The organism is Rothia kristinae, assembly GCF_016028855.1.
In the GTDB taxonomy this organism is placed as follows: domain Bacteria; phylum Actinomycetota; class Actinomycetes; order Actinomycetales; family Micrococcaceae; genus Rothia; species Rothia kristinae.
In genome coordinates this window covers 1736714-1758001 of the sequence record NZ_CP065738.1, presented here as the reverse complement: position 1 = coordinate 1758001, position 21288 = coordinate 1736714, and the positions used below count along the sequence as shown (strand labels likewise).

At 73.1% G+C, this 21288-nt stretch carries 19 protein-coding genes and 1 tRNA gene; 7 read left to right on the top strand and 13 right to left on the bottom strand.

What is annotated here, in order from left to right; translation table 11 throughout:
- Nucleotides 1-31 precede the first annotated feature (31 nt).
- Together I6G21_RS07755 and I6G21_RS07750 are read left to right on the top strand one after the other, a co-directional pair.
- Nucleotides 32-706 (top strand): GAP family protein, encoded by a 675-nt coding sequence (locus tag I6G21_RS07755; protein ID WP_058731735.1) that lies wholly within the window; start codon nucleotides 32-34, stop codon nucleotides 704-706.
- 44 nt (nucleotides 707-750) lie between these two features.
- On the top strand, nucleotides 751-2460 hold the full coding sequence (locus tag I6G21_RS07750; RefSeq protein WP_058731736.1) for an ABC-ATPase domain-containing protein: 1710 nt from the start codon (nucleotides 751-753) through the stop codon (nucleotides 2458-2460).
- Here the strand turns inward: I6G21_RS07750 and I6G21_RS07745 are convergent.
- From I6G21_RS07745 to I6G21_RS07720, 6 genes are read right to left on the bottom strand one after another with little or no spacing between them, the layout of a single operon-like run.
- Nucleotides 2436-3650 (bottom strand): cytochrome P450, encoded by a 1215-nt coding sequence (locus I6G21_RS07745; protein ID WP_064725518.1) that lies wholly within the window; start codon nucleotides 3648-3650, stop codon nucleotides 2436-2438. The two genes, I6G21_RS07750 and I6G21_RS07745, sit on opposite strands and share 25 nt — an antisense overlap.
- Nucleotides 3651-3685: 35 nt before the next feature.
- The gene (gene crtI, locus I6G21_RS07740) at nucleotides 3686-5356 is read right to left on the bottom strand and encodes a phytoene desaturase family protein (protein ID WP_081046193.1); all 1671 of its coding nucleotides are present in this window, start codon (nucleotides 5354-5356) and stop codon (nucleotides 3686-3688) included.
- Nucleotides 5353-6219, bottom strand: coding sequence for a phytoene/squalene synthase family protein (locus I6G21_RS07735; protein WP_058731737.1), 867 nt, complete (start codon nucleotides 6217-6219; stop codon nucleotides 5353-5355). Before I6G21_RS07735 ends, crtI begins: the two co-directional genes overlap by 4 nt.
- Nucleotides 6216-7799: an FAD-dependent oxidoreductase gene (locus I6G21_RS07730; protein WP_058743480.1), complete on the bottom strand. Its 1584-nt coding sequence runs from the start codon at nucleotides 7797-7799 to the stop codon at nucleotides 6216-6218. The genes I6G21_RS07735 and I6G21_RS07730 overlap by 4 nt, the downstream gene beginning before the upstream one ends.
- Nucleotides 7796-8143 (bottom strand): lycopene cyclase domain-containing protein, encoded by a 348-nt coding sequence (locus I6G21_RS07725; RefSeq protein WP_058743481.1) that lies wholly within the window; start codon nucleotides 8141-8143, stop codon nucleotides 7796-7798. Before I6G21_RS07725 ends, I6G21_RS07730 begins: the two co-directional genes overlap by 4 nt.
- Complete coding sequence (locus I6G21_RS07720) at nucleotides 8136-8534, bottom strand: lycopene cyclase domain-containing protein (protein WP_058743482.1); 399 nt, start codon at nucleotides 8532-8534, stop codon at nucleotides 8136-8138. Before I6G21_RS07720 ends, I6G21_RS07725 begins: the two co-directional genes overlap by 8 nt.
- Nucleotides 8535-8709: 175 nt before the next feature.
- Between I6G21_RS07720 and I6G21_RS07715 the strand changes: the two genes are divergently transcribed.
- The gene (locus I6G21_RS07715; RefSeq protein WP_129358139.1) at nucleotides 8710-9285 is read left to right on the top strand and encodes an acyl-CoA thioesterase; all 576 of its coding nucleotides are present in this window, start codon (nucleotides 8710-8712) and stop codon (nucleotides 9283-9285) included.
- A gap of 9 nt (nucleotides 9286-9294) precedes the next feature.
- The gene (locus I6G21_RS07710) at nucleotides 9295-9474 is read left to right on the top strand and encodes a PspC domain-containing protein (RefSeq protein ID WP_055684686.1); all 180 of its coding nucleotides are present in this window, start codon (nucleotides 9295-9297) and stop codon (nucleotides 9472-9474) included.
- A gap of 75 nt (nucleotides 9475-9549) precedes the next feature.
- On the opposite strand, the gene I6G21_RS07705 is transcribed toward I6G21_RS07710, so the two are convergent.
- Nucleotides 9550-10986 carry a dicarboxylate/amino acid:cation symporter gene (locus I6G21_RS07705; RefSeq protein ID WP_224799980.1) on the bottom strand — a complete coding sequence of 479 codons (1437 nt, stop codon included), beginning with the start codon at nucleotides 10984-10986 and terminating at the stop codon, nucleotides 9550-9552.
- Between the two features lie 261 nt (nucleotides 10987-11247).
- Between I6G21_RS07705 and I6G21_RS07700 the strand changes: the two genes are divergently transcribed.
- Nucleotides 11248-12036, top strand: coding sequence for an HAD-IIA family hydrolase (locus tag I6G21_RS07700; RefSeq protein ID WP_055684716.1), 789 nt, complete (start codon nucleotides 11248-11250; stop codon nucleotides 12034-12036).
- 238 nt (nucleotides 12037-12274) lie between these two features.
- Nucleotides 12275-12868 carry a hypothetical protein gene (locus I6G21_RS07695; protein ID WP_129358140.1) on the top strand — a complete coding sequence of 198 codons (594 nt, stop codon included), beginning with the start codon at nucleotides 12275-12277 and terminating at the stop codon, nucleotides 12866-12868.
- Here I6G21_RS07695 and recQ read toward each other — a convergent pair.
- The gene (gene recQ, locus I6G21_RS07690) at nucleotides 12865-14766 is read right to left on the bottom strand and encodes a DNA helicase RecQ (RefSeq protein WP_099049757.1); all 1902 of its coding nucleotides are present in this window, start codon (nucleotides 14764-14766) and stop codon (nucleotides 12865-12867) included. The two genes, I6G21_RS07695 and recQ, sit on opposite strands and share 4 nt — an antisense overlap.
- Nucleotides 14767-14916: 150 nt before the next feature.
- Here recQ and I6G21_RS07685 point away from each other — a divergent pair, with 150 nt between their 5' ends.
- Nucleotides 14917-15570: a hypothetical protein gene (locus I6G21_RS07685; RefSeq protein ID WP_061225739.1), complete on the top strand. Its 654-nt coding sequence runs from the start codon at nucleotides 14917-14919 to the stop codon at nucleotides 15568-15570.
- An 88-nt stretch (nucleotides 15571-15658) separates the two neighbouring features.
- Here I6G21_RS07685 and I6G21_RS07680 read toward each other — a convergent pair whose 3' ends face one another.
- From I6G21_RS07680 to I6G21_RS07660, 5 genes are all read right to left on the bottom strand, one after another.
- Complete coding sequence (locus I6G21_RS07680) at nucleotides 15659-17041, bottom strand: NAD-dependent succinate-semialdehyde dehydrogenase (RefSeq protein WP_129358154.1); 1383 nt, start codon at nucleotides 17039-17041, stop codon at nucleotides 15659-15661.
- Between the two features lie 295 nt (nucleotides 17042-17336).
- Nucleotides 17337-17410 (bottom strand) — tRNA-Pro (locus I6G21_RS07675).
- Between the two features lie 264 nt (nucleotides 17411-17674).
- Nucleotides 17675-19234 (bottom strand): ribosome biogenesis GTPase Der, encoded by a 1560-nt coding sequence (gene der, locus I6G21_RS07670; RefSeq protein WP_129358141.1) that lies wholly within the window; start codon nucleotides 19232-19234, stop codon nucleotides 17675-17677.
- Complete coding sequence (gene cmk, locus I6G21_RS07665) at nucleotides 19231-20082, bottom strand: (d)CMP kinase (protein ID WP_064725513.1); 852 nt, start codon at nucleotides 20080-20082, stop codon at nucleotides 19231-19233. The genes der and cmk overlap by 4 nt, the downstream gene beginning before the upstream one ends.
- A gap of 61 nt (nucleotides 20083-20143) precedes the next feature.
- Complete coding sequence (locus tag I6G21_RS07660; RefSeq protein ID WP_055684690.1) at nucleotides 20144-21286, bottom strand: prephenate dehydrogenase; 1143 nt, start codon at nucleotides 21284-21286, stop codon at nucleotides 20144-20146.
- Between the last annotated feature and the right edge of the window lie 2 nt (nucleotides 21287-21288).

The following is a 21288-nucleotide window of genomic DNA, read 5'->3' as shown; positions in this document are numbered from 1 at the left end:
GGGCTCCGGCCCCGGGGAAAGGAGGGCGAAGATGCTCACGCTGCTGCTGCCCCTGGCCGGCCTGGCCCTGCTGGACTCCACGAGCGTCGGCACCCTGGTGATCCCGGGGCTGCTGCTGGCCCGGTCCACCCCGCCCTACCGGGCGCTGCCCTGGTACGCCGGGACGCTGTTCCTCTTCTACCTCCTCATCGGCCTTCTCGGGCTGGGCGGGCTGGACCTGATCGGCGCGGCCTCCGAGCTGCGCACCACGGACCTGGGGCTGTGGGTCCAGCTGATCGTCGGGGCCGCACTGGTGCTGTGGGGCGTGCTCACCAAGGACCCGGACCCGGAGAAGAGCCTGACCCGCTGGCGGTCCCGGTTGGACCGGCCGCTGACCCGCCGGGGTGCCGCCGGGCTGGGGCTGACCGCGGGCGTCATCGAGCTGGCCGGGATGCTGCCGTACCTGGCTGCCCTGGGGATGCTGACCGCCGCGCAGCTGCCCGCCGCAGCGAAGATGAGCCTGCTGGCGGGTTACTGCCTGGTGATGTTCCTGCCGGCCCTGCTGCTGACGGGGCTGCGCCTGAGCCTGGGCCGGGGCTTCACCGCCCGGCTGCAGCGCTTCACCGAGTGGATGATGCGCCAGGCGGAGCACACCCTGCTGTGGGTGGCCGCGATCGTCGGGGTGCTGCTGATCCGCGAGCCCATCGCCGAGCTGTTCCTGAGGTGACGCCCCGCCCCGTCCCGCCAGGCCCGTGTGTCTACCATCGAGGCATGACACGCACACGCCAGGACCTCATCGACGCGCTGCACCGCCTGGACGGCTCCGGCTACGGCGGCTACAAGCGCATCACCGGCCGCTATGACCTGGGCGAGGCGGAGCTGATCATCGACCACGTCCAGTCCGATCCCTACGCCCCGCCGTCCTCCCTGCGCCTGGCCGTGCGCCTCGCCGACTCCGCGGTGCCCGGCGAGCTGACCCGCACCCGCGCCCAGCGCACCGCCGTCGCGGATTTCCTGGCCCGGGACCTGCACACCCGCCTGCACCGAGCCAGCCGGGACCTGCGCCTGTCCGCACCGGGGCAGGAGGTCCTGGAGCGCAGCAGCGTCGTGCTGCTGGGAGACTCCGACGGGCCTGCTGAGACCATCGAGGTGCGCTTCAACGCCGCCCTGCCCGCCGCGGGCCGCCGGATCAAGGGCCGCGCGGCGGCCCGACTGCTCACCGGGGATCTGCCGGAGGCCGTGCGCGCCTCGGCGCTGTTCGGCGGCCTGGACGAGGCCGCCCTGCGCGAGCACGTCACGCTGCACCTGGACCAGCTGGCCCTGCGCGAGGGCCTGCGGGACCGGGGCCTGGTGGCCTTCCTCGGGGACGGGGCCGTGCTGCCGCGCTCCTCCGGGGTCTCGGATGAGCCCCTGCCCGACGCCGTCGCCTTCCGCAGCCCCGACTCCCTGCGGGTGGGCTTCGAGCTGCCCAGCGGGCGCACCGTCACCGGGATGGGGGTGCCCCGCGGGATCACGGTGATCGTCGGGGGCGGCTACCACGGCAAGTCCACCCTGCTGCGCGCGATCGAACGCGGCGTGTGCCCGCACGTCGGCGGGGACGGGCGGGAGTGGGTGCTCACCGATCCCGACGCCGTGAGCGTGCGCGCCGAGGACGGGCGGGCCGTGACCGGCACGGACATCTCCGCGTTCATCACGAACCTGCCCTCCGGGACGGACACCACCGCCTTCTCCACGGCGAACGCCTCCGGGTCCACCTCCCAGGCCGCCAACCTCGCCGAAGCCCTCGAGGCCGGGGCGAACGCTCTGCTGATCGACGAGGACACCTCGGCCACCAACTTCATGATCCGGGATGCGGCGATGCGCGAGCTCATCCCGGCCGGATCCGAGCCGATCACCCCGTTCGTGCAGCGCATCCGCGCCCTGTATGAGCAGCGCGGGATCTCCACGGTGCTGGTGGCCGGAGGCTCCGGGGCGTTCTTCCCCGTGGCCGATCACGTGATCGCGATGGAGGCCTACGAGCCGCGGGAGGTCACCGACCGGGCCCGGGAGATCGCCGCGCGCTTCCCCGACGAGGGTCCCGCCCCTGACGAGGGGCGGGGCGAGGTCTTCGCCCGGCCGGTGCCGGCCCGCGTGCCGGACCCGGCGAGCCTGAACCCGCAGGATAAGCGCAAGCCGGCCCGGGCCCGCGGGGAGCACACGATCCAGTTCGGCCGCCAGGACATCGACCTGGCCTTCCTCGCGCAGCTGGCCGGCACCCCGCAGACCGCGGCGATCGCCCTGTCCCTGGAGATGATGGCCCGGTGGGCCGACGGGCGGACCTCCCTGCCGCAGCTGGCCGACCGGGTGGTGGAGCTGCTGGAGCAGGAGGGCCTGGACGGGCTGAGCGGGGCCCGGCGGGACCCGCGCGGGGACCTGGCGATGCCGCGGCGCCAGGAGATCCTCGCCGCCGCTTCCCGCTACCGGGGGCTGCGCCTGCGCTGACCAGCTCCCCCCGGACGGGTGGGCGCGGGGCCGACGCGCACCAGCATCCCGCGCAGCCGGTACCCGGCGATCAGCGGGTCCTCCGCGCGCCGCGGCTCCCGGACGATCCGGACGCCGCGGGCCAGCAGCTCGTCGATCAGCAGCCGCGTCTCCAGCAGGGCCAGGGGCTCGCCCGGGCAGCGGTGCGTGCCGTGCCCGAAGCTCAGCCCGGCCGCCCGGGACCCCGGCAGGCCCCGGTCCGGGCGGATCCGATCCGGACGCTCCCCCACGGCCTCCGGGTCCCGGTTGGCCGCCCGCACGTCCAGGTCCAGGAACGCCCCGACCGGCAGCTGCGCCTGCCCGCCCGCGCCGGAGATGGGCTCGCGCACCCGCCGGTACAGGTGGCCCACCACCGGCTCCACCCGCAGGATCTCGCGCAGCAGCAGATCCCGACCGTCCGCGTCCGCGGCGCGGTAGGCCTCGGCCAGGGCGGGATCCTCGAGCAGCCGCCACGTCGCCATCGTGATGAACTCACGGGTGGTGACCATCCCGGCCGTGGCCCAGGTCATCGCCTCGGCGAGGATCTCCACCCGGCCCGCCCCGTGGGCCAGCAGGGTCCCGATCGGGTCCCGGCGCACCACGCGCCGATGGGCGCGGATCGCGGGGGCGACGTCGCCGTGCCAGAAACCGAGGACGGCCCGCAGCCCGCGCACGGCCGCCTGGATCCACTGGCGGCGGGTGCGGCCGTAGTCACGTCGGGCGTAATCCACCGGCGGCTGGGTGAAGAACCGTTCCAGGCGGCGCGCGGTGGCCGGGATGCGGTCCTCCGGCAGCCCGACGACCCGAGCGGCCACCGCCACCGAGTAGCGCAGGGCCGCCTCGTCCAGACACCGCGGGGCGCCGTCCGCACTCAGCTGGCGGGCGGTGCGCCGGGCCATCGCCCGGATGAACCGCTCGTGGGCTCCCCGCAGGGCCGGCGGGGCGAAGAACCGGCCGAGCTCCCGGCGCCGCTCGTCCCGGCCGGGATCGTCCGCGATCAGCAGGGGACGACGGCGGAACAGCCCCTCGGGGATCTTCTCCGCGGTGAACCCGGCCTGGGTGCTCGCCCCGCGCAGCCCGAGCACCTGGCGGGCCCGGACCATCGACCGGATCCGGGTGATCGGGCAGGCGCCCAGCTCCGCGCTCACCTCCGAACCCGGCTCTGACTTCACGTCCGCACTCGCCCCCGTGCTCTCGGCCCGCCCGCTCACCCGGGCTCTCCCGGGGTCGGGGCCGTCTCCCCGTCCGGGGCGGTCTCGCCGTCCGGGGCCGGCTCCGGCAGGGGCCCCGGGCCGCCGCGCCCGCGCACGGCCTTGAGCACCAGCTCGGCACTGATCAGGCACATCGGCACCCCCACGCCGGGCACGGTGGTCGAGCCCGCGTAGTACAGGCCGGCCACCCGGCGGGAGACGGTGCGTCCGCGGAAGAACGCGGACTGCCCGAGCGTGTGGGCGGGTCCCAGGGCGCTGCCGCGGAAGGCGTGGTAGTCGGCCTCGAAATCTCCGGGACCGATGGTGCGGCGCAGCACGATCCGCTCGGCCAGATCGGGGATCCCCGCCCACTCGGAGATCTGCTCGATGACCCGGTCCGCGGCTTGCTCCACGAGGGCATCGCCCGACCCCTCCTCACCTCCGCGCCCGATTCCGGGATCGGGCGGGACGGGCACGAGCACGAAGAGGTTCTCGTGCCCGGGCGGGGCGACGTCGTCGGTGGCCGAGGACCGGCACACGTAGATCGACGCCGGGTCCGGAACGTGCGCCCGCGGCCCGAAGATCGCGGCGAAGTTCTCCCGCCAGTCCTCGGTGAAGAACAGGGTGTGGTGGGCCAGCTGCGGCAGCTGCCCGCGCACCCCCAGCAGCACGAGCACCGCCCCGGGCCCGGAGACCTGTCGGGACCACCGTCGGCTGCCGTAGGTGCGGTCTTCAGGGGCCAGCAGCTCGGTCTCGGTGTGGTGCTCATCCGCGGCGGAGACGATGATCGGGGCCCGCAGGGTGTGCTCCCGACCGGCCTGGAGGTACGTCACGGACTCGGCGCGCCCGGCGCGGGAGGTGATCGCGGTGACCTCGCAGCCGGTGCGGATCTCCGCCCCCTCGCGCTCGGCCAGCCGGGTCAGCGCCCGCACGACGCCGGTGAATCCGCCGCGCGGCCAGCGCACGCCGTCGCGCAGGTCCAGGTGGCTCATCAGGTGGTACAGGGCTGGGGCGCGGAAGGGCGAGGCGCCCAGGAACACGGCCGGATAGCCGAGGATCTGGCGCAGCACAGGATGGCGGAAGCGGGCGGCGGCGTAGGACCACAGCGAGCGCCCCAGCAGCGGCAGCACCGCCGGCAGGGCCGCCAGCACCCGCGGGTGGGTCAGGTCCCGCACGGTGGAGAACCGGTTGTACAGGAAGGCGGCCAGGGCGGCCCGGTAGGCGCGGGTGGCCGAGCGCAGGTAGCGGCGCAGCCGCGGCCCCGATCCGGGTTCCAGCCGCTCGAACAGCCGCTCGGCCGGCCCGTCCCCGGTGATCACGTCCACCGGGTCCGCGGGCCCGTCGTCCCGCGGAGCCGGGTAGACGCGGTAGGCCGGGTCCAGCCGGGTCAGCTCCAGCTCCCGGCGCGTGCTGGTGCCCAGCATCGCGAAAAAGTGGTCGAAGGTCTCCGGCATGAGGTACCAGGAGGGGCCGGTGTCGAAGACCCAGCCTTCCGGCGCCCAGGTGCCGGCCCGGCCGCCGACCCGCTCGTTGCGCTCGAGCACGGTGACCGGGTGCCCGTCCCGGGCCAGCAGGCAGGCGGTGGCCAGCCCGGCGATGCCCCCGCCGATCACGATCACCGGCTCCTCGGCGGGGCGGCGCGTCTGCGGGCGAGGTCGGTTCCGGCGTCGGCCGGGGCGGGGGATCATGCGCGGCTCCTTCGGGTCGCGGCGCGCAGCAGCAGGGCGGCCTTGCGGGGTGCGGGCACGCGGATGCGGTCCCGGCGCAGCCGCTGCGGGTCGGTCCGGGCCAGCCGGTCGGTCAGCTCCCCGAACAGGTCCCGGGCCGCCTGCACCGCGGGGCGGGCGCCGGGATCCAGCAGCGGGATCGCGGCGTCGGCCTCGGCGAGGTCGCACCGGATCGAGGCGACGACGGCGTCCCGGGCGGGCCCGTCCAGGCCCGCGGCCGCCTCGGGCAGGTAGACTCGGTGCAGCTGGCCGGTGTCCGCGGCCCAGTCCCGCAGGAAGTTCACCCGCTGGAAGGCCCTCCCCAAGGACCGGGCCCCCGCGGTGAGGATGCGCTCCTGCTGCGCGGTGCGGGTCCGGCCCGCCTCGAAGATCCGCAGGCACATCAGTCCGATGACCTCCGCGGAGCCGTAGACGTAGTCCCGGGCCTGCTCCGGGCTGAACTCGCGTCGGTGCAGGTCGGTGCGCATCGAGGCGAAGAAGGGCCGGGTCAGCTCGACGCCGATCCCGTGCTCCCGGGCGGTGCGGGCGAAGGCGTGCACGATGAGGTCCCCGCTGAAGCCGATCTGCAGGGCGCGTTCGGTGCGGGCCTCCAGGGCATCCAGCTCGCTGCGGCGCTGGGCCGCATCGAACCCGGCCTGCTCGGCGGGGCCATCGACGATCTCATCGGCGACCCGCACCAGGGCGTAGACGTCGGCGATGCGCGGGCGGATCCGCCGGGAGAGCAGGCGGCTGGCCAACCCGAAGGAGGTGGAGTAGCGGCGGATCACGGTGCCGGCTCCGGCCGAGGCCGCGGCGTCGTACAGGTCCAGTCCGGTCGGTCTCATCCGCGCCTCTCCTCGGATTTCCGGCCGCGTCTCGCCCCGGGCAGGGCACCCAGGGCCCGGCGGGCCCACCCCGGCCAGGAGGCGCGGGCGGTGCGCGGCGGGGACAGCAGGTCGTGTCCGCGCACGCCCCACCCTTCCAGCAGGGCGTTGGCCGCCTGCCAGCCGGTGGTCGCGGCCCGCTCCATCAGCGCCACCGGCAGGTCCGTGCGCAGGCAGTCACCGGCCAGCATCAGCCGGGGATCCGGGGTGGCCACGGTGGGTCGGCGCTCCCACGGCTCGGTGCCGATCAGCGGGCAGTCCCGTTCGATCAGCAGCTCCTCGTGACGGATCCCGGCCGCGGCGGTCTCCGGCCAGACCCGGGCCAGCTCCGCGCGCAGCCGCGTGCGCAGCCGCTCGGGGTCGCTCGCTTCCGACAGGGCGTAGGCGTGCAGCTCGATGACGCTGCCGCCGTGCTCGGCGCGCCACCGGGCCGCCCCGGCCTCGAAGCGCTCCAGGACGCTGACGTTGTCCAGCGGGCCGTACCCGGCGGTGCCCAGGAACGCCGGGCGGTCGCGGTGCACCGGGCGGTCCAGCCACAGGCGCCACACCGCGAACGGCGGGGCGGTGCGCAGCTGCCCGACCCGCGAGCGCCAGTCCGCATCCTCCACCCCCTCGGCCGTCTCGACGAGCCGGCGGATGCCCTCCGGGCCGGCGGCGAGCACCGCGGCGTCGTACTCCTCAGGCGCCGCGTCGTCGAAGCGGGCCCGGATCGCGGGCCCGCGCAGGTCCAGGGCCTGCACCCGATCCGTCGCGAAGCGCACGCCCAGGCCCTCCAGGTGTCCGCGCAGGGGCCGCCACAGGGCGGTGTCGAAGTCCTCGGCGGCGGTGTCGAACAGCAGGCCCTCGGCCGAGCCGAGGAAGTAGGTGTGGAACATCGCCACCAGCTCACCGGCGGAGAAGTCCCGGGGGTCGGCGAAGAAGCTGCGGGCGAAGACCTCCAGGGCCAGGTGCCGGGCCCGCGGCGGGAAGCCCAGCTCATCCAGGAACCGCTGGGCGCTGACCCCGTCCCAGCGGCGGAAGGTGTCCGGGAAGTCCACGTCCAGCAGGGACAGGGCCGCGTCCAGGTCCACCCGCGGCAGGTCTGTGAGCCGGAAGCTGGGGCTGGTCAGGACGAATCCGATGAAGCTGAACGGCGGGGTGCGGGGGATGCGCCGGAAGGAGTCGGCGAGCCCGGTGGAGGAGACCAGCGGGTAGTCCGGGATCGGCACCAGCCCGGGGGCCTCCGGGGGCAGGCGCCGCAGCAGCGCCCGGAGGTTGTAGTACTGCCGGAAGAAGGCGTGGAAGCCCCGGCCCATCGTGGCCGGCCCCTGCGGGGTCGTGATGGGCCAGGAGCGCACCCGTCCGCCCAGCTGCGGGTGCTTCTCCACCAGGTGCACCTCGACGCCGCGCTCGGCCAGTCCGGTGGCCGCGGCCAGTCCGGCGATGCCGCCGCCGATGACGAGCACCCGGCGGTGCGCATCCGGCCGCTCGGCTCCCTCCGGCCCGGGGATCAGCTCGGCGCGGCGGTCCCGGATGCCCGGGGCTGGGCGATGGGGTGTCATCGGATCTCCCGATCGTCGGGGGTGCGGCGGGCCGGGGCGTCGTCGGCTCCGCCCCACCGGTTCCACAGGATGATGGCGAGGGTGACCATGGCCCAGCCGAAGCCGAAGTCCTCGAGGGGGATGTCCCAGGGGAAGCGGATCCCGGAGAACTCCCGCGGGTGGTAGATCACCAGAGGGGCGGAGAGCTTGGTCAGCCAGCCGTCCACCAGCACCTGGAAGCCCAGGATGATGGCCAGGGAGATCCAGTAGCGCGGCTGCCGGAAGATCCCGGTGCGCAGCCACAGGATCTCCGCGAGCAGGACCGCGGCCATGCCCAGCAGGGTCCACAGCGTGTACTCAGGCATGCGGCCCCTCCCCCGCCCCGAGGGCCCGCGGATCCCGGGGACCCCGCACGAGTGCTCCCGTCCCGCGGCGCAGGCGGCGCAGCCAGCCCAGGCAGGTGCCCACGGCGCCGTAGGTCAGCAGGGCGCACAGAGGGATCGCCACGAAGAACAGGATCTCCTCCAGGGGCACCCCGCCCGGGATCGAGATCCCCAGGAAGTACTGGGCGTCGTAGGTCCAGTGGCCGCGATGGTAGGCGATGACGTCCCACGCGCCGAAGAGGACCAGCACGACGCCGATCACCCGCAGCGTCAGCAGCGGGCGGCGGTAGACCCGGGCGCGGAAGACGAACTCCAGCGGCAGGGTCAGCAGCAGGCAGGCGCCGAGCAGGAGCAGGTACTGGCCGTGCTGCATCGGGACCTCCTCGCCGCGAGTGGAAGGGCGGTGCCGCCCCCGTCGGACGGGGCATCGCGCCTGGTGATGATCCTATCAGCCCCCTCCGCCCCGGCGTCGCCCCCCTGGCCCGGGCCGGTACCCGGCAGGCTCCGGTACAGTGATCCGCATCGCATCCGATCCCGAAAGGACACCCGTGAATCTGTACCTGCGTCTGCTGCTGATGAGCCTGCGGGCCCGCGCTGGCCGCGGTGGTCGCCCGCTGAGCATCTGGGACACCGCCGTGACCGCCTTCCGGGTGGCCCCCACCGATCTGGACGTGCTCGGGCACATGAACAACGGCCGCTACCTGACCATCATGGACATGGCCCGGCTGGACCTGATGACCCGCTCGGGGTTCTGGGCCCGGCTGCGGCGTCGGGGCTGGTATCCGGTCGTGGCCGGGCAGACCATCAGCTACCGCCGCTCCCTGACCCTGGGCCAGCGGTTCACGGTGCACACGCGGGTGCTGGGCCTGGATGAGCGGTGGATCTACCTGGAGCAGACCTTCGCCGTCGGCGCCGATCTGTACGCGCAGGCCGCGGTGCGCGCCCGCTTCCTGCGCCGCGGCGGGGGCTCCGTCAGCCACGACGAGGTCCTCGAGCTCACCGGCCCCCTGCCGGCCGGACGCGAGGTGCCGGGCTGGCTGCTCGAGTGGTCCGCCGGCTCCAAGCCGGCCCGCACCTGGGAGCAGCCCGGGCGGGTCGACGAGGACCCGGCGGGCAGGGCCTAGAGTGAGGGCATGGCACTGAAGCGCTCCCGCACCCACAAGATCATCGCCGGCGTGTGCGGCGGCATCGCCGAGTCCCTGGACTGGTCCCCCGCCCGCGTGCGCCTGCTGTTCATCCTCTCCCTGCTGATCCCCGGTCCGCAGGCGATCTTCTACCTCGTGGCCTGGCTGATCATCCCCAAGGCGGACTGACACCCCCGTTCACGACGACGCCGCCCGGTCCTCGCATCGTCGAGGGCCGGGCGGCGTCGTGGCGGGCGGAGCGGATTATTCGTAGCTGACCTGCTCGATGTAGGCGTCCGGATCGAAGGGCACGTACTCGTGGGTGGGCGCGACCCGCTGCTTCTCGTCCAGCCGGCGCCCGATCAGCCGATCCACGACCATCGCGATCGCCCCGTCCCCCGTCACGTTCGTCGCGGTGCCGAAGGAGTCCAGCGCGATGTAGGTCGCGATCATCAGGGCGATCTGCTGCTCGTCGAAGCCGAGCATGGACTGCAGGATGCCGACGGCGGCCATGATCGCCCCGCCCGGCACCCCGGGGGCGGCGACCATCACGATGCCGAGCATGAACACGAAGCCGATCCACTGCCCCGTGGAGACCCCGACCCCCTGGGTGAAGGTGATCGCGATCGCGAAGGCGGTGATCTTGGAGGCGGAGCCGGCCAGGTGGATCGTCGCGCACAGGGGCACCACGAAGTTCGCGACCGGGTGGCGCACCCCGTTCTTCAGGGTCTGGCGCAGGGTCACCGGGATCGTGGCCGCCGAGGAGGAGGTGCCCAGGGCCGTCAGGTAGGCGTCCTTCATGGTCCACACGGCCTTCACCGGGTTGCGTCGGCTCACCGCCCCGGCGATCCCGTACTGGGTCCCGAGGATCACGACCTCCAGCACCAGCACCACCACGACGACGACCAGCAGCGTGGAGATGACCTTCCCGACCTCCCCGGACTGGGTGAGGTTCAGGAAGATCCCGAAGATGTGCAGCGGCAGCAGCGGGATGATGATCCGGCTGATCAGGGCGGTGATGATCTCCCGGAACTCCAGGAAGCCCCGGCGCAGCACCCCGCGCGGGACGATGGACAGCCCGATGCCCAGCACGAAGGCGAGGATCAGCGCCGTCATAACCTCCAAGGGCGCGGGGATCTCGATCGTGAAGTACCCGGAGGTCGAGGCGAGATCGTCCTCGGTGGCGTGCACGTCGGAGAAGGTGCCCCGGTGCAGGATGCCCGGGAAGATCCACAGGGCGACGGCGAGGGTCAGCATGCCCGCGAAGATCGTGGAGGCGTAGGCCAGGCCCGCGGTCAGCCCCAGCCAGCGCCCAGCCCCGCGCCCCAGGTCCCCGATGGCCGGGACCACCAGGCCGACGATGATCAGCGGGATCGCGAAGTTCAGCAGCTGGGAGAAGATGTCGTTGAAGGTGAAGAACACCCGCGAGAGCCCCTCGGGGAAGAAGGTCCCGCAGACCAGGCCCAGCACGATCGCCAGCAGCACCCACGGCAGGATCCCCCACCGGGTCAGGACCGATCCGGGGCGGACCGGGCCCTGCCCGGAGCTCGTGCGATCCGCGTGGGCCAGGTCCCCCGCGTGTTCGGGCAGATCGGCGGGGCTGTGGCGCTCCGGCTGATGCGGCGGGTTCCGGTGCGGCGGGGTCTGCGCCCGGCCGTTCTGAGGTGGCTGGTTCTGCGGCGATGGCGGGTTCTGGCTCACGGGGGATCCTGAGTCTCTCGACGGTGCGGTGTCCCCCAGGATCTTGCCACACCGGCGCCCGCCGGAGGCGAGGCCGTCCGCCAGGTGACGCGCCGAGTCCCGGCGAGCCGCTGCGTCGGGCGGGTATGGGCCCGTCGTCTCGCTTCCCGGACCGGATCGTGCCACGTGCGCCGGATGATCCGGTCCGCGATGCACGCTCCGGCCCACGGCCGGCGGGGCGTCGTCGGCGTCCGGCGGGGCGGCGTCGGGCACAATGGGAGCATGACTGCGCAGATCTCCTACCTGACCGACATGGACGGCGTCCTCATCAAGGAGGGGGAGATGATCCCCGGGGCGGACCGCTTCCTGCGGACCCTGCAGGACAACGACGTCAACTACATGGTCCTGACGAACAACTCGATCCACACCCCGCGGGACCTCTCCGCGCGGCTGCGTGCCACCGGCCTGGACATCCCGGAGGAGCGGATCTGGACCTCCGCCCTGGCCACCGCGCACTTCCTGCGCACCCAGCGGGAGGTGGGCACCGCCTACGTCGTCGGGGAGTCGGGACTGACCACGAGCCTGCACGAGTCCGGGTGGATCCTCGGGGAGAACGAGCCCGACTTCGTGGTCCTGGGCGAGACCCGCACGTACTCCTTCGAGGCGATCACCCGGGCGATCAACCTGATCCGGGGCGGGGCGCGGTTCATCGGGACCAACCCGGACATCACGGGCCCGGCGCCGGAGGGGGTGCTGCCGGCGACGGGGGCGGTCGCGGCGCTGATCACCGCGGCCACGGGGAAGAAGCCGTACTACGTGGGCAAGCCGAACCCGGTGATGATGCGCTCGGCCCTGAACACCATCGGGGCGCACTCGGAGTCCACGGTGATGATCGGGGACCGGATGGACACGGATGTGAAGTCCGGGCTGGAGGCGGGCATGCGCACCCTGCTGGTGCGCTCCGGGATCTCCGACGACGAGGAGATCGACCGCTACCCCTACCGCCCCACCCGCATCATCGAATCGGTCGCGGACCTGGTGGAGTGCTGGGAGGACCCCTTCTCCGACTGACCCGCCCCCACCTCCCACCCGCCGTGGGCAGGATCGTGCAGTCTGGACCGGACCATCCGACTCACGTCGCACGATCCGGTCCGGGACCTGTCGGAGCCGCCGCAGACCGCCGATAGCAGGGCCGGGCGTCATCCACAGGATCCTTCCGGACCCCGCCCGGACGTCACGGATCCACAGGTCGGCCGCCCCGGGGTCTCTGCTCGCCGGACCGACGTCGGCGACGCGTCACAGTGGGGCCATGGACCACCGCACGCCGCCCCCGATCACCGCGAACCACCAGCCCTCCGAAGCCCCGGAGCTGCCCTCTGCGGTCACGCCATCCGACATCCTCCTGGCCCGCGACGTCCTGGGCCTGGGCATGAGCCGGCGCGCCTTCTACGAGGCGCTGCGCACCGGACGGCTCATCCGGCTCAGGCCGGGTGCGGGCATCGATGCCGATCTGTGGCGGCGGCTGTCCCCGAGGGAGCGGCGCATCGCCGACCACCTGGCCTTCGCGCTGACCCGACCGGCCGCGCTCTCCCGTCCGCCGGTCTTCTCCCATGATTCGGCCCTCCTGCTGCACGGGCTCTCCCTCGTGGCTCTGCCCTCGCGCCTGCACGTGGCGGGAAGCCCGCGCCCGCACCGCCACGCCGCCGATGTGACGACCCACGAGGATCCGTACGCGCAGGCCCGCGTGCACCTGGCCGGGTGCGACGGCCAGGCTGGTGGCGCGGAGCCTCGCGCAGCGACGAGGCCTGCGGCGTCGGGACTGAATCGTGCAGTCCGGACCGGATCATCCGGCTCGCGATGCACGATCCGGTCCACCGGGAGGTACCGGGGGTCCGGCGGCTAGGCCAGCACCCGCAGGACCGCCTCGCCGTAGCGCTCCAGCTTCTTCGCTCCCACCCCACTGACCTCGGCCAGCGCGGCGCTCGAGCTGGGCCGGGCGCGGGCCAGCTCGATCAGGGTCGCGTCCGGGAAGACGACGTAGGCGGGCACCCCCTGCTCCCGGGCCTGCTCGGTGCGCCAGGCCCGCAGCCGCTCGAAGACCTCCCGGTCCTCCTCCCCCAGCTCCGCGGCCACCGTCGAGCGGGACCCCGTGGCACCAGTGCGGGACCGGGCGACCTTCGCGGTGCGCTCCGGGGTGACCCGCAGGGTCACGGTCTGCTCCCCGCGCAGGATAGGCCCGGCAGGCCCGGCCAGCTCCAGCGTCCCGTACTCCCCGGTCGCGGCGAGGATCCCGCGGGCCAGCAGCTGCCGGATGACCGCCCGCCAGGCGGTCTCGGACAGGTCAGCCCCGATCCCCCAGACGCTGAGCTGATCGTGGCGGGAGCGGGTGGAGCGTTCGTTGGGGGTGCCCCGCAGCACCGCGATGATCTGCTGGGCGCCGAAGCGCTGGCCCCGCTCCCGGTCCAGGCGCACGACGGCGGAGAGCAGCTTCTGCACGGGAACGGTCGCATCCCAGCTGGCCGGCGGATTGAGGCAGGTATCGCAGTTGCCGCACGGACCCGTCTCCTGCCCGAAGTAGCGCAGGATCTGCACCCGTCGGCAGTCGGTGGTCTCACACAGGGCGAGCATCGCGTCCAGGTGGGCCCGCTGCACCCGCCGGTGCTCCTCGCTGCCCTCGGATTCGTCGATCATCCGCCGCAGCTGCACCACGTCCTGCAGCCCGTAGGCCAGCCAGGCGGTGGCGGGCAGCCCGTCGCGCCCAGCGCGCCCGGTCTCCTGGTAGTAGCCCTCCACGGATTTGGGCAGGTCCAGGTGAGCGACGAAGCGCACATCGGGTTTGTCGATGCCCATCCCGAAGGCGATGGTCGCGACCATGACCACCCCGTCCTCGCGCAGGAACCGACGCTGGCCCTCGGCCCGCTGCGCCTCGGACATCCCGGCATGGTAGGCCATCGCGTCCACCCCCTGGTCCCGCAGCCAGGCAGCGGTCTGCTCGACGCGGCGTCGGGACAGGCAGTAGACGATGCCGGCCTCGCCGTCGTGCTCGGTGCGGATCAGGCGCAGCAGCTGCTGGCGGGCGGAGTTCTTCTCGGTGATGCGGTACTGGATGTTGGGCCGGTCGAAGCTGGCGACGAAGTGCTCGGCCCCCTGTAGGGCGAGCCGCTCGGTCAGCTCCCGGTGGGTCGCGGCGGTGGCGGTGGCGGTCAGGGCGATGCGCGGGACCCCGGGGAAGCGATCGGCCAGCACGGACAGACCGAGGTAGTCCTTCCGGAAGTCGTGGCCCCACTGGGAGACGCAGTGCGCCTCGTCGATCGCGAACAGGGCCAGGCGCGTCCGGCCCAGCAGGTCCAGGGTGCGCTCCTGCACGAGCCGCTCCGGGGCGAGGTAGACCAGGTCGTAGTCCCCGGCCAGCAGTCCGCGCTCCACGGTCCGGGCCTGCTCGAGGTCCAGGGATGAGTTCAGGTACGCGGCGCGGATGCCCACCGCTTCCAGGGCCTCCACCTGGTCCTGCATCAGCGCGATCAGCGGGGAGACGACGACGCCGGTGCCCTCCCGCAGGATCGCCGGGATCTGGTAGCACAGGGACTTCCCGCCGCCGGTGGGCATCAGCACGACGGCGTCGCCCCCGGCGGTGACCCGGTGGATGATCGCGGCCTGGTCCCCGCGGAAGGAGTCGTAGCCGAAGACGGTGCGCAGGACCTCCAGGGCCGGATCCTCGAGGGTGTCCGGGTGCTCGGCGGTGGTGTCCGCGCCGGTCCTCGCGGCAGGCGCGCCGGTGTCGGTGGTGGTTTCCTCGCTCACCCTTCCACCGTACCGGGGGGCGAGGCCTGGGGACCGTTCGGTCACAGCCCGAGCACAGGAGCACGGGGCTCCGGGCACAGGGTGGCTTCCTAGCGTGGAGACATCGGCAGGGGCCCCGACCGGGGCCCGCCGGGGAAGGGATGATCGGCCATGACCACGGACTCCACCACCACGACCGCCGCGACCGGCGGCGACGCCGTCGCACGGTACCGCTACCTGCTGTCCACGAGCAGCCCGGATCAGATCGAGAAGGCCCACGAAGAGGCCTTCGCCGCGATGAGCGCGCAGGAGCGCCAGCAGGTCCTCACCGCCCTGTCCGGCTCGGGCGAGACCCCCGCGGACACCTCCTCCTCGTCGCTGGCTCGGGCGGCGACCCGACTGGAGATGAGGAAGCCCGGCACGCTCAGCAGTGTGCTCGGCTCCAGCGGGCTGGGGACCGGCGGCACGGTGCTGGCCTCGCTGGCCGCGGGCTTCGTGGGCTCCGCGGTGTGGGGTTCGCTGACCGGCGGGGACGGTGTCGGCGGTCGCCCCGGCCTGCTCTCCCGCCTGTTCGGCCGACACCGGGGCTTCGGGGCCGGAGGCGGCACGGGGCCGTTCGACGGCGGAGTGTTCAACAGCGGCCTGTTCGGCGGCGGGATGGGCGCCGGAAGGGGACGTGCGATGGGCGCCGGCTGGGGCGACGGGCCCGGAGGCGGCTCCCGCGGCGGCATGGGGCGGGGCGGCCCGGAGGGAGGACCCGGCGGGGGCATGGGCGGACCTGGCGGCATGGGCGGGCCCGGCGGTGGTCCCGGCGGGAGGTTCTGAAGCCTCTCGCGAGCGGGCAGACGCCCCCGGGGGGACGACGGCCCGCCCGGCGCGTGCCGGGCGGGCCGTCGTCGTCGGGCTCGGTGGCTCAGTCAGCGACGTAGTACATGCGCTTGTTGACGAACTCGTCCATGCCCAGGGGGCCGAGTTCGCGGCCGAAGCCGGAGCGCTTGACCCCGCCGAACGGGATCTCGGGGCCCTCCCCGGCGGGGGTGTTGACGTTGGCCATGCCCACCTCCAGCCGCTCGGCCAGCCGCTGCGCTCGCGCCGTGTCCTGCGAGAACACGGCACCGCCCAGGCCGTACTGGGTGTCGTTGGCCAGGTGCAGCGCCTCCTCGTCGGAGGAGACGCGGTACACGGCGGCGACGGGGCCGAACAGCTCCTCCCGGTAGGCGTCCATCTCCGAGGTGATGCCGGTGAGCACCGCGGGAGCGTAGTAGGCGGAGGCCTCATCGCGCAGTCCCCCGCCGGCGACCAGCTCGGCGCCCTGCTCCACGGCCCGGCGCACCTGGGCGTCGAGGTTCTCCGCGGCGGCGCGGGAGGACATCGGGGTGAAGGTCTTGGCGTCGACGTCGATGGTCTCCCCCGGGGTCATGCCCTCGGCCAGGCTCTTCAGCTGCGCCACGAACTCGTCGTAGATCTCGTCCATGACGATCAGCCGCTTGTTGGCGTTGCAGACCTGCCCGGTGTTGTAGATGCGGGTCTCCCAGGCGGTGCGGGCCGCGGCGGCGACGTCGTCGGTGTCCAGGATGACGTACGGGTCCGATCCGCCCAGCTCCAGCACGGCCTTCTTCAGGTGCTGACCGGCCAGCGCGCCGATGATCGACCCGGCCCGCTCGGAACCGGTCAGGGACACGCCCTGCACCCGGGGATCGGCGATGATCTCGGCGATCTGGTCGTGGGTGGCGAAGACGTTGGCGTAGACCCCTGCGGGGATGCCGGCGTCGTCCATGATCTGCTGGACGGCCTGGGCGGAGCGGGGGCAGATCTCCGCGTGCTTGAGGATGATGACGTTGCCGAGCATGAGGTTGGGCGCGGCGAAGCGGGCGATCTGGTAGTACGGGAAGTTCCACGGCATGATCCCGAGCAGCGCGCCGATGGGCCGCTTCTGCACGTAGGCCTTCCCGCCGGAGAAGGACTCGATCTCCTGATCCGCCCCGAGCTTGGGGCCGTTCTTGACGAAGTAGCCGAAGATGTCCGCGCAGAACTCGGCCTCCTCGACGCCCTCGGCGTGGGGCTTGCCCATCTCCTCGGTGATGATCCGCGCCAGCTCCTCCTTGCGCTCGGCGAACAGGTCTGCGACCTTCTGGACGATCTCGCCGCGCTGCTCGATGGTCTTCTCCGACCACGCGCGATAGCCCTCCGCGGCCCGGGTCAGGATCTGCTGCACCTCCTCGTCGGTGGCGTGCTCGAAAGTCTCCAGGACCTCACCGGTGGCGGGGTTCTGCACGCGGTATCCGTCAGTGGACATCTGCTGCTGGGCCATGAGCCCTCCTCGCATCGTGTTCTGGATCTCTCTGGCCAGTGTAGACTATGCCGGTGCCTCGCGGCGAGGGGAACGGGGACGGGCGGGCCGGTGCGACGCCGCGGTGAGATGCGTCGTTCGTGCTGAGATGCGTCCCCGCCGCGCGGCATCTCAGCAGGAACCCGGCACGTCAGCACGGACCTCGCCCCTGAAGCGTCCGTCCGGACCCGCCCGCCGGGCCGGGGACGCGAAAAAGCCGGGGCCGATCCAGCGTTTTCCGCTGATCGGCCCCGGCTGTCCGTCGGGTTGACAGGATTTGAACCTGCGACCCCTTGACCCCCAGTCAAGTGCGCTACCAAGCTGCGCCACAACCCGAATTCTCGAAGCCCGGGGAAGCCCCGAGCACCTGGTCCATAGTACACGCCGGACCCCTCCAGCGCACATCGACACCGGGGCCCTGGAGCCCGGGCCCGGGGCGACGACGCGGCGCGGCTCCGCCCCCGATCCCCTCGCCGAGACGGCGCATCCGTTCCCACGCCCCACCGACCCGGCGCATCCGTTCCCGGAAACCCCACATTCGGGAACGAAAGCGCCGCCTCGCGGGAGAGGCGGGAGCGAGAGCGCCGCCTCGCGTCCGCGCTACCGCTTCCCCCGCCCGGAGCCGGCGGCGCCGCGGCCGCGGCGTTCGCGCACGCGCATCGAGATCTCGATCGGGGTGCCCTCGAAGTCGAAGGTCTCGCGCAGCCGCCGGGTGATGAAGCGGCGGTAGCCGGGATCCAGGAATCCGGTGGTGAACAGCACGAACTTCGGGGGGCGGGAGGAGACCTGCGTGCCGAACAGGATCCGCGGCTGCTTGCCCCCGCGCACCGGGTGCGGGTGGGCGGCGGCCAGCTCCCCGAGGAAGGCGTTGAGCCGTCCGGTGGGGATCCGGGAGTCCCAGGCCTCCAGGGACTTCAGCATCGCCGGGACCAGCTTGTCCTTGTGCCACCCGGTCTTCGCGGAGATGTTGACCCGCGGCGCCCAGGCCACGTGGGCCAGGTCCCGGTCGATCTCCCGTTCCAGGTCGTAGCGGCGCTCCTCGTCCAGGGTGTCCCACTTGTTGAAGGCCAGCACCATGGCCCGGCCGGAGTCGATGGTCAGCTGCAGGATGCGCACGTCCTGCTCGGACAGCGGCTCGGAGACGTCCAGCAGCACCACGGCCAGCTCGGAGCGCTCCAGGGCGGTCTGGGTGCGCAGCGAGGCGTAGAACTCCGCTCCCTTGGCCATGTGCTGCCGACGCCGGATGCCCGCGGTGTCCACGAAGCGGAAGGCGTGCCCGCCCAGCTCCACGAGCTCATCCACCGGATCCCGGGTGGTTCCGGCCAGCTCGTTGACCACGGCCCGCTCCTCCCCGGCCAGCTTGTTCAGCAGGGAGGACTTACCGACGTTGGGCCGTCCCACCAGGGCGACGCGGCGCGGGCCGGCGTAGGCCTCGGGTTCGGCGTACTGGGAGTGCTCCGGCATGACCTTCAGCAGCTCGTCCAGCAGGTCCGCGATCCCGCGTCCGTGCACCCCGGAGACGGGGTGCGGCTCGCCCATGCCCAGACCCCACAGCGCGGCGGCCTCGGGCTCCTGGTGGGAGTCGTCGATCTTGTTGGCGGCGAGCAGCAGCGGCTTGTCCACCCGGCGCAGCATCTGCACGATCGCCTCGTCCATCGCGGTGATGCCCACCAGGGCGTCCACCACGAGGATCACGACGTCGGCGTGGGCCACGGCCAGCTCCGCCTGGGCCGCGACCTGCGCGTTGATGCCCTTGGCATCGGATTCCCACCCGCCGGTGTCCACCAGGGTGAAGGCCTTGTCGTTCCATTCGGCCTGGTAGAACACCCGGTCGCGGGTCACGCCTGGCTGGTCCATGACCACGGCCTCGCGCCGACCCAGGATGCGGTTGATGATCGTGGACTTGCCGACGTTGGGGCGCCCGACGACGGCGACCACCGGGTCCGGCTCCTCGGACTCCTCCGGCCCGGTCTCGAAGCCCCACTCCACCAGGAGCCGGCGGTCCTCGTCCTCGAGGTCGTAGTCGTCCAGCCCGGCGCGCAGGGCCTCGGCCCGCTGCTCCGCCTCGGCCTCGTCGAGGTTCTCCAGGTACTCGGCGAGGTCCTCGCCCTCGGTGGAGCCGAGGTACTTCTGCTCGTATTCGTCGCCGACGGGGCTCATGCTCCGCTCTCCTGCTCGTCGTCCTCGGTCCCGGTCGTCCCGGAGCCTTCCTGCTGCTTCTGCTCGTGGTTGCGGGCCGCGGTCTCGTCGATCACGCGGATCACCTCGGCGACGGTCTGCTCGAAGTCCAGCTCCGTGGAGTCCACGAGCTCCACGCCCTCGGCGGCCTCGGTGAAGTTGTTGACCCGCGAGTCCGCGGCGTCGCGCCGGGAGACGTCGGCCTCCAGCTGCTCCGAGGTGCGGTCCCCTCCCAGCTGCTCCCCGCGCCGGGCCTTGCGGACCTCCTCGGAGGCGGTCAGCAGGATCCGCACGGTGGCGTCCGGGGCGACGACGGTGGTGATGTCCCGCCCCTCGGCCACGATGCGCTTGCCGTTGGAGACGATCTCCAGGCGCTGCTGGGCGATCAGGGCCTTACGGGCCTCGGGGTTGCTGGCCACCGCGGAGACCGCGGCGGTGACCCGCTCGGAGCGGATGGCCTCGCGGATGTCCACGCCGTTGCACATGACGGTCTCCACGATCGGGTCGGTGCCCAGCTCAAGGGGCAGGGACTTCGCGGCCTCGGCCACGGCCTCGGCGTCCTGCGGGTCCGTGCCGGTCTCCAGGACCCACCAGGTCAGGGCGCGGTACATGGCCCCGGTGTCCAGGTAGGCCAGCTTCAGCCGGGTGGCCACCTCACGGGCCACCGAGGACTTCCCGGAGCCGGAGGGTCCGTCGATGGCGATGACGAGCTCCGACTTCCAGGCTTCGGCGTTGTCCGCGTCCCGGAACTGGGATGCGGCCGGCTCCGCCGGAGCGGAGGCCTTCACAAGCGCCTCCTCGCGGGCGCCGTCCGTGGTGTCTGCGGGCATGGTTCCTCCATCGTCGTCGATTGGTTCATCCGGGGGCGGTGCGCGGTGTCGGCGCGAGCGCTCAGCGGGCGATCCGCCACCCGCGGGTGGTCAGGTCCTGCACCAGCCGCTCGTGCACCGTCGGATTCACGGCTACCTCGACCATACCCACCGGTTGGCCGGGCGAGTGCTCCATCCGCACATCCTCGACGTTCACGCCGAGCTCCCCGATCTCGGTGAGCAGGCGGGCGATCTGCCCCGGGGTGTCGTCCACGAGCACGGTGAGCTCGCTGAAGGCCTTCGGGGAGCCGCCGTGCTTGCCGGGGATGCGGGCCACCCCGGCGTTGCCCTCGCTCATCAGCTGGGCGATGTCCAGGCGGGCGCCGTCGGCGGTCGGGTCCTCGAGGGTGCCGATGAGCCGGTCCAGGTCCGCGCGCACCCCGTACAGGGTGCGCACCACCGGGGCGGCGTTGGCCGCGAGGATCTGCACCCACATGCCCGGCGCGGAGGCGGCGATCCGGGTGGTGTCGCGCAGCCCCTGCCCGGCCAGGCCCAGCGCCTCCAGGGGGGTGTCGCGCAGTCGGGAGGCCAGCAGCGATGACATCACCTGCGGCACGTGGGAGATCAGGGCGACGGTCTCGTCGTGCTCGGCCGGATCCAGGAAGGTCACGATGCCGCCGAGGTCCTGGCCCAGCCCGCGGGCCAGGCGCACCGCCTCGGGGGCGACCTCCTCGTGTTCGCAGACCACCCAGGGGCGGGAGGTGAACAGCTCCGCGCGCGCGGCCACCGGCCCGGAGCGCTCCCGCCCGGCCATCGGGTGGGTGCCGATGTAGCGGCGGGCGTCTTCCCCGGAGGCCAGGACCTCGGCGAGGATGGGGGCCTTCACGGAGGCGATGTCCAGCACGACGGCGCGCGGGAAGTCCCGCAGCGCCTGCACGGCCGTGGCCCCGGCGACGTCGGGCGGGGTGGCCACGACCACCAGCTGCGGGTCGGCCTCGGCGCGTGCGCCCTCCTCCCCGAGCTCCCGGACCAGCCCGGCCCAGGAGGAGCCGGCCCCGAGGTCCGCGGCCACGGCCTCGGTGGTCGGGGAGATGTCCCGGACCCACACGGGCACGCCCTGCAGGCTCAGCCCGAGGCCGACGGAGGCCCCGAGCAACCCGGCCCCGATGATCAGGACCGGGCCGGACACGGTGGCGCCGACGGCGCTGCGGGCACGGGCGGGCACGG